A 14,216-nucleotide genomic window follows, 5' to 3' on the forward strand; every position below is an offset into this window, starting at 1 on the left:
TTTTGTGGCTGTTCAACCAATATTTTCAGGCTGGCGAATCGCCCCGTTCAGGAGGGCGAACGCCAGTGTCGTGGAGTGGGTCGAGCCGCATGGATGCGGCGAGAGGCCTAACGGGCCATGGACGGCCCGTGTAGGCCGATCCCGGAGCGGCGCTGGCGTGAGCGGACCCGGAGCGCAGCGGAGGGCCGGATGTCCGGGGCAAGCGTTTTTGGTTACTTTTGCCGCGATTGGCAAAAGTGACTCGCCCGGGTGGGCGAAATCAAAACCGTCAACGCACTCGATAAGCAGCCAAGGCACCGACAAAGCCAAGCCTGTAGCAGCGTAGCGTTGGGCTTCGCTTGCGCTCAACCCAACCTACCGCCAACCCCTTGTCCAATGAAAAAGGCGCCCTGAGGCGCCTTCTTCAAACCAAACCAACCGCGAGTCAGACCTTGACGATCCAACCCTCCGGCGCCGGCTTGTCGCCGGTCTGGATGCCGGTCAGTTCTTCGTACAGCTTGCGCGTCACCGGGCCGACTTCGGTCAGGCTGTGGAAGACGTGCAGCTTCTCGCCGTACTGGATGCCGCCGATGGGGGTGATGACCGCCGCGGTGCCGCAGGCGCCGGCTTCGACGAACTGGTCGAGCTGGTCGATATGGACGTCGCCCTCGACCACCTCCAGGTTCAGCCGCTCGCGCGCCAGGTCCATCAGCGACATGCGGGTCACGCCCGGCAGCACCGACTCGGAGCGCGGGGTGACGAACTTGCCGTCGCCGGTGATGGCGAAGAAGTTGGCCGAGCCGACTTCCTCGATCTTGCGATGGGTCAGGGGGTCCAGGTAGATGCAGTCGGCGAAGCCTTCGGCCTTGGCCTGGGCGCCGGGCATCAGGCTGGCGGCGTAGTTGCCGCCGACCTTGGCGGCGCCGGTGCCCTGGGGCGCGGCGCGGTCATAGCTGGAGATGACGAAGTTGTGCGGGGTCATGCCGCCCTTGAAGTAGGCGCCGACCGGGATGCCGAACACCACGAAGTGGAATTCGGGGGCGGTGCGTACGCCGATGTTGTCACCCACGCCGATGACGAAGGGGCGCAGGTAGAAGGCGCCACCGGTGCCGTAGGGCGGGATCCAGGCCTCGTTGGCCTTGACCACCTGCTGGCAGGCGTCGATGAACATCTCGGTGGGGACCGGCGGCATCAGCAGGCGGGCGCAGCTCTTGTGCATGCGCGCGGCGTTGCGGTCGGGGCGGAACAGGTTGATGGAGCCGTCCTGGCAGCGATAGGCCTTGAGGCCTTCGAAGCACTGCTGGCCGTAGTGGATGGCCGTGGAGCCTTCGCTGATGTGCAGCTGGTTGTCGCGAGTCAGCTCGCCGGGTCCCCAGCTGCCGTTGCGATAGGTGGCGATATAGCGGAAGTCGGTCTTGATGTAGTCGAAACCGAGGGTCTTCCAATCGATGTCCGCAGCGCTCATAGATCCTCGCAGTGCTCTCCGGCGGCTTGGCCGGTCGTTTCGTGGTCGGGCCGTACGCCTCGCCGGCGACGGTTCAAGGGGGTGGACGAGGCGGGCTCGTCGCTAGACTGTGAAAGATACCGCTTATCCGGACCGGCGGGGGCACCTTTCAGCCAATCGGGTCTCCAAAGTCTGAAGCTGGCCCTTTGCCGCCTCGGCCTGCTGCCTCAGGCTAGACGCCGGGGTCATCACCAGGAGCTCGTTTTGAAAACAATGATGGCGTTGCTGGGTGCCTTGACCCTGCCAACGCTCACGGCGCAGGCCGCCGGTATCTTCACCGATGGATTCGACACGGCGCTCAATCGCCGGGTCATCGAATGGCGGGGCGCGCCCTCGCCGGAAGGCATCGTCTTCAGCGTCATCGCCAGCCAGTTCAAGACCAGTGCCGGCAATGCCACCACCGATTTTCGCACCCAGCTGTCCACCTTTGGCGACAAGGTGCGCTTCCATGGCTGCAGCGCCAGTCGCTGGGAGATGAACAACCAGATCTATCTGCCGCTCAAGGGCCAGTACCGCATGGCCGGGCTGGACGAGCGCTATGGCGAATACTTCGTCGCCCAGCCCACCCGCCAGGACCTGGAGTGGGTGGCCATGAACACCCGCGTTCACTATCGCCTCTGCCGCCTGCGCGAGACCCTGTCCGCCGAGGACCTGCAGGGCCTGCGCTGGGTGTTGCAGGCGGCGGAGGCCGACTAGCCCGGGCTAGTCGAAGCGGGTGATGACGGTCACCCCGGTGCCTTCGAACCTGTCCATGTGCATCAGCGCCGCGCCGGATTCGGCCAGGCTGATCTCGCGGCCGATCAGTTTCTCCGGCGCCAGGGTGCCCTGGCGCAGCATGGCCATCAGCACGTCGTAGCGATGGGCCTGCATGCCGTGGCTGCCGAGGACCTCCAGTTCCCGGGCGATCACCAGGTTCATCGGTAGCGCCGGGGTCGCCTGGTCACCCAGCAGCAGTCCGACCTGGACGTGCCTGCCGCGCTTGCGCAGGCAGGCGATGGAATTGCAGCAGGTGATGGGATGGCCGAGGGCGTCGAGGGAGACGTGCGCACCGCCGCCGGTCAGTTCCTGCACCGCTTCGGGCACGCTGGCCACCTGGGTGGCATCGATCGTCGCCACCGCGCCGAGGCGACGCGCCAGGGCCAGCTTGTCGGCGGTGATGTCGATGGCCACCACCTGGGCGCCCAGGGCGCAGGCGATCATGATCGCCGAGAGGCCGACGCCACCGCAGCCGTGCACCGCCACCCACTGGCCGGCGCTGACCCGGCCCTGATCGACCACCGCGCGAAAGGCCGTCACGAAACGGCAGCCCAGGCTGGCCGCGGTGGCGAAGTCCAGTTGCTCGGGCAGGGCGACCAGATTGAGATCGGCCTGGTGGATGCCGACGTACTGGGCGAAGGATCCCCAGTGAGTGAAGCCGGGCTGGAACTGGTGATCGCAGACCTGCTGGTGGCCGGCATGGCACTGCGGACAGGCGCCGCAGCCACCGACGAAGGGCACCGTCACCCGGTCGCCGACGCGCCAGAGGGTCACGTCCCTGCCCACCGCCTCGACCACCCCGGCCAGTTCGTGGCCCGGCACATGGGGCAATTCGATGTCGCTGTCATGGCCGACCCAGCCGTGCCAGTCACTGCGGCAGACGCCAGTGGCCATGACCCTGAGCACCACGCCGTGGGCTTCGGGGGTGGGGTCCGGCACCGTGCACAGGCGGGGTGGCGCGGAAAAGGCTTCGTAGACGACGGCTTTCATGGCGGGGCCTCGGGCGGGATGACGACTCCAGTATGGCAAGTCGCGCAGCGTTAGCCTGTCTGCCAGCCGGTACCTTGCCGGGGCTAGCCCGCCAGCGCCTGCAGGCCCTGCCAGGTGGCCGGTGCCTCCCCGGCCAGCGCCTGCACCAGGGCGGCCTTGAGTCGGCAATCGGGCAGGGCGCGATGGGTTTCCTGGACCACGACGCCCTGCTGACGGGCGGCCATGGCCAGGGACTTGCGGCGCCAGCCGTCCTGGCTGCGGCTGTCCAGACTGGGCTCCTGCCAGAAGTGCGCATAGAGCTGCATCAGGCAGTGCAGGCGGGTGCCATCCACCAGTTGCACCGGCGGCGTCTCGCGCTCCAGTTCCGGCGGCAGGGCCTGGCCGTGGAGGCGGGCATTGTGCGCCAGCAGGCGATAGTCGAAGGCCATGCCATAGGCCAGCACGGTGCGGCCCCGCAGCAGCGGCCAGAGGGTGGCGAACACCTCGGGAAAGCGCGGCGCCTGGGCCAGGTGGGCGTCGGTCAGGCCGTGGATCAGGGTCGCCTCGCGCGGTACGGCGATGCCTGGGCGGACCAGGGTATCGAGCAGCACCCGGCCACTGAGGGTCATGACCGCCACCTCGATCAGCTGGGCATCCTCGCCCAGGCCGGTCGCCTCGGTATCCAGCACCAGGACGTCCTGTTCCAGCCAGCGACGCGCCTGCTCGCGCACGCGCGCTTGCTGGGCGTTGTAGCGGGGTGCGGCAGCGGTGGGAAACGACGACGACAACGGATTCATGACACGGCCTGACAACTGAAAGCTAGGGTGCGCCCAGGCGCCGAACAGTCGGCTCTACGACGGGTGTGGGCATTCGATGCAAGATCATCGCCACAGGACACAGGCCATTCGGCGGGGGCGACGAGCGGACCACCGGGCGCGCCGAGGTCGCCTGTATCGGCTGGCCTTGCGAGAATGGGTCTTTCATCCATGTCGAGGAGCGCCACCGCTTTGGCCGCCGTCCAGGGTTTCTTGCTGACACGCCTCTGGCGCGAGACTTCCACCGGGATGGAGCTGGTGTTCTGGTTCGCCACCGACAGCGGTCCGCACCAGCTGCGGGTGCCGGGCCAACAGGCGGTGGCCTTTGCCCCGGCCGCGCGACGGGCGGACATCGAGCGCCTGCTTCCGGCCGGGGTGGAGATCCGCGAGCTGGCGCTGCAGGACTTCCAGCGGCGCCCCGTCCTGGGGCTCTATGCGCCGCGCTATCGCACCCTGCGCGAACTGGAGCAGCGCCTCCCCGCCGCCGGCATCGACGTCTACGAGACGGATATCGCCCCGGCGGATCGCTTTCTCATGGAGCGCTTCATCACCGCGCCGGTGACGCTGCCCACCGCCGAGGGCGCGCCCTTGCGGCCGGATCCCGACTACCGCCCCACGCTGCGCACCCTGTCGCTGGACATCGAGACCAGCGAGCGCGGCGAGCTCTACAGCATCGGCCTGCACGGCTGCGGCCAGCGCCAGGTGTACATGCTCGGCCCGCCGACCGGGGAAGACGCCGCGGTGGACTTCGACCTGGAATACGTTGCCGACCGCGCCACCCTGCTCGAACGCCTCAACGCCTGGATGGCGCGTCATGATCCCGACGTCATCATCGGCTGGAGCGTGCTGCAATTCGACATCCGCGTGCTCCACGAGCACGCGCGCAAACTGGGCGTGACCCTGCACCTGGGCCGCGGCGCCGTCGAGGACGATCGCTACGAACCCGGCGGCCAGGGCCGGCCCTTCCACGCCCTGCTGGCCGGGCGGCCGATCATCGATGGGGTGGAGGCGCTCAAGTCGGCGACCTGGGTGTTTCCCTCCTACAGCCTGGAGAACGTCAGCCGCACCCTGCTGGGCGAGGGCAAGGCCATCGACAATCCCCACGACCGCATGGCCTCGATCAATCGCATGTTCGCCGGCGAGAAGAGCGCCCTGGCGCGCTACAACCTGGTGGACTGCGAGCTGGTCACCCGCATCTTCGCCAAGACCGGCCTGCTGCGCTTCCTGCTGGAGCGGGCCAGCGTCACCGGCTTGCCGCTGGAGCGGCATGGCGCCTCCATCGCCGCCTTCTACCACCTCTATCTGCCGCTGATGCACCGCCAGGGTTTCGTCGCGCCCAATCTCGGCGCCCAGCCGCCCGAGGCCAGCCCCGGCGGCTTCGTCATGGATTCGCGGCCCGGGCTCTACGACTCGGTGCTGGTGCTGGACTACAAGAGTCTCTATCCCTCGCTGATCCGCACCTTTCTCATCGATCCGGTGGGCCTGGTGGAGGGCCTGGCGCTGCCCGAGGCGGAGACGGTGCCGGGCTTTCGCGGCGCGCGCTTCCATCGCACCCGGCACTGCCTGCCGGAGATGGTGGCGCGGGTCTGGGAAGGGCGCGACGCCGCCAAGCGCGCCGGCAATGCGCCCCTGGCCCAGGCGCTGAAGATCATCATGAACAGCTTCTATGGCGTGCTGGGCACCCCGCACTGCCGCTTCTTCGATCACCGCCTGGCGTCGTCCATCACCCTGCGCGGTCATGCGGTGATGCACCAGACCCGCGAGCTGATCGAGGCGCGTGGCCATCGGGTGATCTATGGCGACACCGATTCCACCTTCGTCTGGCTCGGCCGCGCTCACGAAGAGGCCGAGGCCGAGCGCATCGGTCGCGACCTGGTGGCGGCGGTCAACGCCCATTGGCGCGCGCAGCTGCAGACCGAGCTGGGACTGGAAAGCCACCTGGAGCTGCAATACGAGACCCACTTCAGCCGCTTTCTCATGCCCACCATCCGCGGCGCGGAGGAAGGCAGCAAGAAGAGATACGCCGGGTTGCGCCCCGCTGCCGATGGCCAGCCGGAGCTGGTGTTCAAGGGGCTGGAGACGGTGCGCAGCGACTGGTCGCCGCTGGCCCAGCGCTTCCAGCGCGAGCTCTACCTGCGCATCTTCACCGGCGAGCCCCATGAGGACTATGTGCGCGACTTCGTCGCCCGCACCCGCGCCGGCGACCTTGACGACCTGCTGGTCTATCGCAAGCGCCTGCGCCGGCCGCTGGAGGAATACCAGAGCAACCTCTCGCCTCAGGTCCGCGCGGCGCGCCTGCTGGAGGCGGAAGGCGCCCGCCTGGGCCGCCGCAGCCGCTTTCGCCGCGGCGGCTGGATCAGCTACCTGATCACCACCGCCGGCGCCGAACCGGTCGAGCTGCCCCATGCGCCGCCGGACTACGACCACTATGTGCAGCGCCAACTGGCCCCGGTGGCCGACGCCATCCTGCCCTTCGTCGGCGACCGCTTCGACCGGCTGTTGGATCAGCAGATGGGGTTGTTCTGATGCATGCGGCTGACAATGGACTGGATGCAGCCGGTTTTATCCGCCAGGTGCCGGTGTTGCCCTTCCAGCACGAGTACCAGGCGGTGCTGACCGCCGTCTGCAGTCAGTTACCAGCTTTGCTGGGCGCGCATCTGGTCGCGCTCTATGTCTATGGCAGCGTGGCCGAAGGTCGTGCCCGACCGGCGCAGTCTGATCTGGATCTCACGTTGATCCTGAGCGATGCCTGCCCGAGCACCCAGGTGAACGAGCTGGAGCATCTGCGGCGCACGCTGGAGCTTGGCTACCCTGAAGTCAGCAAGATCGATTTTGACCTCGGGCGCCGAGCCGAGGCCCTCGCCTCAGCCAATCGCCTCAGTTGGGGGTTCTGGCTCAAGCATCATTGTCGCTGGCTGTGGGGCGAGGATCTGGCGCGGCGTTTTACCCCCTTCAAGCCGGACGCGGCCATCGCTCGAGCGGTGAATGGCACTGTAATACCTGTGTTGGAGGGGTATCTGCCTACCCTGGTCACGGGCACGCTGCCCGTTGAGCGGTTGCGCCTGCAACGAGAGGCGGCGCGGCGGCTGCTGCGCGCGTTGCTGGTGCTGCGTCGGCCCGACGAGATCGACTGGCCCTGGACGCTGGAAGAGCATCGGACGCGGGCCTTGCGGCTGTATCCCGAGCAAGGGGTCGCAATCGAGTTCTTCTATACCGAGGCCTTGCAACCTCAGGCAGCCGCTGCCGAATTCCGCCAGCGACTGGCCGCTTTCCTTGGCTGGTTCGCCCAACAGCAGAGATCACCGGAACCCTAGTGCAAGCGGGCTTCCTGACGTGGCCACTCGCGCCGCCTGAAGCACCCTCACCCCCGCCCTCTCCCGCAGGCGGGAGAGGTGGCGAATCAGCGTGGATGGTGAGTTCGGCGTAGGGTGGATGACGGCGCAGCCTCATCCACGCGTGCTTCCTGACGTGGCCACTCGCGCCGCCTGAAGCACCCTCACCCCCGCCCTCTCCCGCAGGCGGGAGAGGGGGCGAATCGGCGTGGGGGGTGGGTCCTATGTAGGGTGGATGACGGCGCAGCCTCATCCACGCGTAGTTTCCGGTGTAGCCATTGGCCGACCGTGGGACACCCTCACCCCAGCCCTTTCCCGCGTTTCGCTCGCACTTGCCCGACGCTCGCCAGTCCCATTCAGGCGGTACACCCCGATCCACGCCTTCTTGCGGCAGGATGAGGGCCGCCCCTTTGGCGTGCGCTCGTTATACTCGGCCGGCGGCAGGCCTTTTCCGGGCGAAAGGGAGGAGGGCCTGGCTGGATCGGTGCAGGTGCGGCGATCACGATTTCTTGCGGATTTTCTGACGGCGGATAGATGAGCAAACAGGCAGATGTGGCCAAACCCAACAGTTCCAAGCACCTGACCCCCAGTGATCTGCCGTTTCCGGTGGTGGGGATCGGGGCTTCCGCCGGGGGGATCCAGGCCCTGCAGCGCTTCTTCGAAGCCCTGCCGGCGGACTGCGGCATGGCCTTCGTGGTGGTGATGCACCTGTCGCGGGAACACCAGAGCAACCTTGACCAGATCCTGCAGCGCGCCACCCGCCTGCCGGTGCAGCAAGTCACCCAGCCGGTGCCCATCCAGGCCGAGCAGGTCTATGTGATTCCGCCAGGCCATGACCTGACCATGAACGATGGCTATCTGCGCCTGAGTCCAGCGGAACGCCCCCAGGGCGATCATGTGGCGGTGGATCTGTTCTTTCGCACCCTGGCCGATGTGCACCGGACCCATGCCGTGGCCATCGTCCTCTCGGGCAACGGCGCCGATGGTGCCGTGGGCCTGGGGCGGATCAAGGAGCAGGGCGGGGTGACCCTGGCCCAGGCGCCGGAAGATGCCGAATTCGACTCCATGCCCAGCAGCGCCATTGCCGCGGGCGCCGTGGATTTCATCCTGCCCGTGGTGGAGATGCCGCAGAAGCTGCTGGAACTGGCCACCACCATCAGCAGCCTGAGCCAGAGCGAATTGCGCCAGCTGGACTATGAGTCCCGGGTGCCCGGTCCGTCCAGCAAGGCCATGCAGCTGGCGCTGCGCGACATCCTCACCCTGCTGCGCACCCGCACCGGACACAATTTCAAGCAGTACAAGACCGCCACGGTGCTGCGCCGGGTGGAGCGGCGCATGCAGGTCAACGCCATCGCCGACATGCCGGCCTATGCCGGCTTTCTCCATGAGCATCCGGAAGAGACGCCGGCGCTGCTCAAGGACATGCTCATCGGCGTGACCAACTTCTTTCGCGATCGCGAGGCCTTCGAGGCCCTGGAGCGCGATGTCATTCCGGAGTTGTTCGAGCACTTGCCGGTCAACGAAGACGACCAGGAATTGCGCGTCTGGAGCGCCGCCTGTTCCAGTGGTGAGGAAGCCTATTCGCTGGCCATGCTGCTGACCGAACAGGCCGAGTTGCGCCAGTCCGGCGCCCGGCTGCAGGTGTTCGCCACCGATCTCGACGAGCATGCCCTGGCGGTGGCCCGGCATGGCGTCTATCCGGGCTCCATCGTCACCGACGTCGCCCCCGCGCGCCTGCGCCAGCACCTGCTCAAGGAGCAGAATCAGTACCGGGTGAAAAAGGAGCTGCGCGAGAAGGTGCTGTTCGCCCAGCACAACCTGCTCAGCGATCCGCCGTTTTCCCGCCTGGATCTCATCAGCTGCCGCAACCTGCTGATCTATCTGGATCGCGAGGTGCAGGCCGAGATCCTGCACACCTTCCATTTCGCCCTCAAGCCGGGTGGCTATCTGTTCCTCGGCAGCTCCGAGTCGGCCGACGTGCAGAGCAGCCTGTTCGCCACGGTGGACAAGAAGAACCGCATCTACCGCGCCAAGCACACCACCAGCGTGGTACGGCCCACGCCGCTGCTCAATCTCAATCCGGGCATGCACAGCGTGCGCCTGCCGCCGCACCAGGTCGGCCGGCGCAAGAAGGTCTCCTTCGCCGAGGTGCATCAGCGGGTGCTGGAGCAGTACGCGCCGCCGAGCATCATCGTCGACCGCGAATCCAATATCGTGCACATGTCCGAGCGGGCCGGGCGCTTTCTGCGCTACGTCGGCGGCGAGCCCAGCTACAGCCTGCCAGCGCTGGTGCTGGAGGAACTGCGCCTGGAGCTGCGTACGGCACTGTTCCAGGCGTTGCAGAGCAACAAGAGCGTCGAGGCGCGTCGCGTGCATATCCAGCGCGACGACCGCAGCTACTACATCAACATGGTGGTGCGCCCCTTCCGCGACAGCGACACCAGTACCGACTACATGCTGGTGCTCTTCGACGAAGTCGAAGACGTCATGAGCACCGACGCCGGCGGCGATCACACCGAGGCCAAGGACAGCGTGCTCACCCAGCTGGAGGCCGAGCTGCAGCGCACCAAGGAGCAGTTGCAGCTGACCATCGAGCAGTCCGAGACCTCTACCGAGGAGCTCAAGGCGTCCAACGAAGAGCTGCAGGCGATCAACGAGGAATTGCGGTCGGCCACCGAGGAACTGGAGACCAGCAAGGAAGAACTGCAATCGATCAACGAGGAACTGATCACCGTCAACTACGAGCTCAAGTCCAAGATCGAGGAAACCGGCAAGATCAACGACGATCTGCAGAACCTCATCACCTCCACCGACATCGCCACGGTGTTCGTCGATCGCGGCATGCGCATCAAGAGATTCACCCCGCGCGCGGTGAGCATCTTCAACATGATCGTCAGCGATACCGGGCGTTCGCTGCTCGACATCACCCATCGGCTGGACTATCCCGAGCTGGCCGCCGACGCCAACCAGGTCTTCGAATCGCTCCGGCTGATCGAGCGCGAGGTGCGCAGCCAGGACGAGCGCTGGTATTTGGCGCGACTGCTGCCCTATCGCACCGCCGAGGATCGCATCGAGGGCGCGGTGCTGACCTTCATCGACATCACCGACCGGCGCCTGGCCCAGGATCGCGCCCGCGCCGGCGAGGAAAACATGCGCCTGGTGGCGCAGAACATCCAGGACTACGCCATCGTCACCCTGGATGCCGCCGGCATCATCAACAGCTGGAACGGCGGGGCCACCCGGCTGTTCGGCTACAGCGAGCGCGAGGCCCTGGGCCAGCCAATGGGCCTGATCTTCACCCCGGAAGACGTCGCCGCCCAGGTACCGGACGCCGAGATGCGCCAGGCCCGGGAAGCGGGCAACGCCCACGACGAACGCTGGCTGAGACGCAAGGACGGCAGCCGGCTGTACTGCACCGGGGTGCTCAGCCGTATGAGCAACGCCTCTGGCGGTGAGGGCTACGCCAAGATCGCCCGGGATGCTACCGCCGATCACGTACGCGCCAGTGAAACGGCCAACCACCTGGCTCAGAGTCAGGCGCTGGGCAAGCTCAAGGACGAGTTCTTCGCGGTGATGTCCCATGAACTCAAGCACCCGCTCAATCTCATCCAGCTCAACAGCGAGCTGCTGACCCGTTCGCCGGTGCTGCGCGAGGTACCCCTGGCGCGCCGTGCTACCGAGGCCATCCAGCGCGCGGTGCGCAGCCAGGCGCAGATCATCGACGACCTGCTCGACCTGTCGCGCATCCGTACCGGCAAGCTCAAGCTGGAGCGCCGGAGTCTGGACCTGGCCCAGCAGCTGCGCGAGATCGCCGACGTGATTCGTCCGCTGGCAGGCGAGGTGCAGGTGAGTTGCACCCGGCTGCCGGAGACGCCGCTGCATGTCCAGGCGGATGCCACCCGCATTGGCCAGATCGTCTGGAATCTGCTCAACAACGCCATCAAGTTCACCCCGGCTGGCGGCCAGGTGGAGATCAGCCTGGGGGTGGACGGCGACGAGGCGCGGCTGGACGTCACCGATACCGGGCAGGGCATAGCAGCGGATTTCCTGCCGCGGGTGTTCGACATGTTCGGCCAGGCGGAAATGAAATACACCGCTCGCGCCCAGCATGGCCTGGGCATCGGCCTGGCGCTGGTCAAGCAGCTGGTGGAGGCCCATGGCGGGCGCATCGAAGCCCATTCCGAGGGCCTTGGCCTGGGCGCGCGCTTCAGCGTCTGGCTGCCGCTGTGCCAGGACGACGAACGCCAGCTGGACGAGGCGCAGGCGGAAGGCCAGTCCGTTGTCGGGCTGCGGGTGCTGCTGGTGGACGATTCCCCCGATATCGTCGAGACCCTGCAACTGCTGCTCGAAGAGGAGGGCATCCTGGTCACCGCCGCGACCGACTCCCAGAGCGGCCTGGCGCTGGCCCAGGCGCAGGATTTCGACGTCATCCTCTCCGACATCGGCATGCCGGAGATGGACGGCCACGAATTCCTGCGCCAGATACGGGCGGGCGATCGCAATGTCGGCACGCCGGCGGTGGCGCTGTCCGGCTACGGCACCCGGCTGGACATCGACAAGGCGCGGGCGGCGGGTTTCGCCCGGCATCTGAACAAGCCGGTCAGTTTCGAGGCGCTGATCGCCATCCTGCAGGAGCTGCAGGCGTCCGGTTGAGGGCGCGCGGACGGTAGCTTAGTCAGACGATTCGCGGCACACTCGGGAGCCATCGGGGCGCCCGCCCAACCGGGCCGGCGGCCCCGTTTCCCGCCAGAGGAGCGCCGCGATGACCCGTCTCACCGCCAAGGATTTCTCGCCCGAACTGCTCGAACTCTACGACTTCTATGTGCACGGTCGCATCAGCCGCCGCGACTTCCTCGACCGCGCCGGCGCCTGCGCCGCGGTGCTGGGGCTGTCGGCCACCGGGGTGCTGGCGGCCCTGACGCCCAACTATGCCCTGGCCACGCAGGTCGAGTTCACCGATCCGGACATCGTCGCCGAATACGTCTACTACCCCTCGCCCAAGGGCCATGGCCGCGTCCGTGGCTATCTGGTGCGCCCGGCCAAGGCCAGCGGCAAGGTGCCGGCGGTGGTGGTGGTCCACGAGAATCGCGGCCTCAATCCCTATATCGAAGACGTCGCCCGGCGCCTGGCCAAGGCCGGCTACCTGGCCCTGGCGCCGGATGGCCTGACCGCCATGGGCGGCTATCCCGGCAACGACGACAAGGGTCGCGAACTGCAGCAGCAGGTCGATCCGGAAAAGCTGATGAACGATTTCTTCGCCGCCGTGGAAACCCTGATGGCCCACGAATTCAGCACCGGCAAGGTCGGCATCACCGGCTTCTGCTATGGCGGCGGGGTGGCCAACGCGGCCGCCGTGGCCTACCCGGAACTGGCTGCGGCGGTGCCTTTCTATGGACGTCAGCCGCGCGCCGAGGAGGTGGCCGCGATCAAGGCGCCGCTGCTGATCCACTACGCCGAGAACGATCCGCGCATCAACGAGGGCGCCGCCGCCTACGAAGCGGCGCTCCAGGCGGCCGGCAAGACCTACGAGGTGCATCGCTATGCGGGCACCAACCATGGCTTCCACAACGATTCCACCCCGCGCTACGACGAAGCCGCCGCGCGCCTGGCCTGGGACCGCACCCTGGGCTGGTTCGGCCGCTATCTCGCCTAGGCACCTGACGGAGACCTCTGATGCCGCAACTGCGTATCCCCGCCGTCTACATGCGTGGCGGTTCCAGCAAGGGCGTGTTCTTTCATGCCCGCGACCTGCCGCCGGCCGGTCCGGCGCGCGATGCGCTGCTGCTGCGGGTGATCGGCAGCCCCGATCCCTACGGCAAGCAGATCGACGGCCTGGGCGGAGCCACCTCCAGCACCAGCAAGGTGGTGGTGATCGCGCCCTCCTGCCGCCCGGACTGTGACGTCGACTATCTGTTCGGCGCCCCGGCCATCGAGGTGCCGGTGATCGACTGGTCGGGCAACTGCGGCAATCTCAGCGCCGCCGTCGGCCCCTTCGCCATCAGCGAGGGCCTGGTCCAGGCGCCGCGCGACGGTCTGGCCAGGGTGCGCATCTGGCAGGCCAATCTGGGCAAGCGCATCCTCGCCCACGTTCCCATGGCCAATGGCGAGGTGCAGGAGGAGGGCGATTTTCGCTTCGACGGCATGGCCTTTCCGGCCGCCGAGGTGGTGCTCGACTTTCTCGATCCGGCGGGCAGCGACGGCAGTGTGCTGCCCACCGGGCGGGCGGTCGACGAACTGGACGTCCCGGGACTGGGCCGGCTGCCGGTGACCCTGCTCAATGCCGGTAATCCTACCGTCTTCGTGCGCGCCGAGACCCTGGGCCTGAGCGGCACCGAAACCCAGGCGCAGGTCAACGGCGATGGGCCGCTACTGGCGCGCCTGGAGGCCCTGCGCGCGGCGGGCGCAGTGGCCATGGGGCTGGCCGCGACCGCCGCCCAGGCCACGGCGGAGCGGCCACATACGCCCAAGCTGTGCCTGATCGCCCCACCTCAGACCTACCGGGTGGCGGGTGGCAAGCAGGTCCAGGCCGAGGAACTCGACGTCATCGCGCGGATGATCTCCATGGGCAAGCTGCACCACGCCATCCCCGGCACCGGCGCGGTCGCCGTGGCGGTGGCCGCGGCACTGCCGGGGACCCTGGTCCACACCCTGACCGGCGACCTGGACGGCCGCCAGGTCCGCATAGGCCATACCGCCGGCACCGTGGCGGTCGGCGCCCGGGCGCGCGAGGTCGGCGGCGTCTGGCAGGTGGAAAAGGCCAGCATGAGTCGCAGCGCCCGGCGCCTGATGGAAGGCTGGGTACGGGTACCGGCAGAGTAGGTTGGGTTGAGCGTAGCGAAGGCCAACGGAGGGATACCTCGG

At 67.4% G+C, this 14,216-nt stretch carries 9 protein-coding genes; 6 read left to right on the forward strand and 3 right to left on the reverse strand.

Features of this window, described 5'->3' with window-relative positions; translation table 11 throughout:
- Positions 1-424: 424 nt before the first annotated feature.
- Complete coding sequence (locus POR01S_RS22955; protein ID WP_027600068.1) at positions 425-1,444, reverse strand: branched-chain amino acid aminotransferase; 1,020 nt, start codon at positions 1,442-1,444, stop codon at positions 425-427.
- 243 nt (positions 1,445-1,687) lie between these two features.
- Here POR01S_RS22955 and POR01S_RS22960 point away from each other — a divergent pair, with 243 nt between their 5' ends.
- Complete coding sequence (locus POR01S_RS22960; RefSeq protein ID WP_169742435.1) at positions 1,688-2,179, forward strand: hypothetical protein; 492 nt, start codon at positions 1,688-1,690, stop codon at positions 2,177-2,179.
- 6 nt (positions 2,180-2,185) lie between these two features.
- Here the strand turns inward: POR01S_RS22960 and POR01S_RS22965 are convergent, their stop codons facing one another.
- Together POR01S_RS22965 and POR01S_RS22970 are read right to left on the reverse strand one after the other, a co-directional pair.
- Positions 2,186-3,229: a zinc-dependent alcohol dehydrogenase family protein gene (locus POR01S_RS22965; RefSeq protein WP_042138577.1), complete on the reverse strand. Its 1,044-nt coding sequence runs from the start codon at positions 3,227-3,229 to the stop codon at positions 2,186-2,188.
- A gap of 83 nt (positions 3,230-3,312) precedes the next feature.
- Positions 3,313-4,005, reverse strand: a complete 693-nt coding sequence (locus POR01S_RS22970) for a 3'-5' exonuclease (RefSeq protein WP_027600071.1) — start codon at positions 4,003-4,005, stop codon at positions 3,313-3,315.
- Between the two features lie 210 nt (positions 4,006-4,215).
- Here POR01S_RS22970 and POR01S_RS22975 point away from each other — a divergent pair, with 210 nt between their 5' ends.
- From POR01S_RS22975 to prpF, 5 genes are all read left to right on the forward strand, one after another.
- The gene (locus POR01S_RS22975) at positions 4,216-6,549 is read left to right on the forward strand and encodes a DNA polymerase II (protein WP_042138579.1); all 2,334 of its coding nucleotides are present in this window, start codon (positions 4,216-4,218) and stop codon (positions 6,547-6,549) included.
- The gene (locus POR01S_RS22980) at positions 6,549-7,337 is read left to right on the forward strand and encodes a nucleotidyltransferase domain-containing protein (protein WP_042138581.1); all 789 of its coding nucleotides are present in this window, start codon (positions 6,549-6,551) and stop codon (positions 7,335-7,337) included. The genes POR01S_RS22975 and POR01S_RS22980 overlap by 1 nt, the downstream gene beginning before the upstream one ends.
- Positions 7,338-7,889: 552 nt before the next feature.
- Positions 7,890-12,008 (forward strand): CheR family methyltransferase, encoded by a 4,119-nt coding sequence (locus POR01S_RS22985; protein ID WP_042138583.1) that lies wholly within the window; start codon positions 7,890-7,892, stop codon positions 12,006-12,008.
- Positions 12,009-12,117: 109 nt separating this feature from the next.
- A complete protein-coding gene (gene yghX, locus POR01S_RS22990) occupies positions 12,118-13,008 on the forward strand; it encodes a YghX family hydrolase (RefSeq protein ID WP_042138585.1) in 891 nt (296 codons plus the stop codon).
- Positions 13,009-13,028: 20 nt separating this feature from the next.
- Positions 13,029-14,174 carry a 2-methylaconitate cis-trans isomerase PrpF gene (prpF, locus tag POR01S_RS22995; protein WP_042138588.1) on the forward strand — a complete coding sequence of 382 codons (1,146 nt, stop codon included), beginning with the start codon at positions 13,029-13,031 and terminating at the stop codon, positions 14,172-14,174.
- Positions 14,175-14,216 lie beyond the last annotated feature (42 nt).

The organism is Pseudomonas oryzihabitans NBRC 102199 (assembly GCF_000730625.1).
Classification (GTDB): Bacteria; Pseudomonadota; Gammaproteobacteria; order Pseudomonadales; family Pseudomonadaceae; genus Chryseomonas; species Chryseomonas oryzihabitans.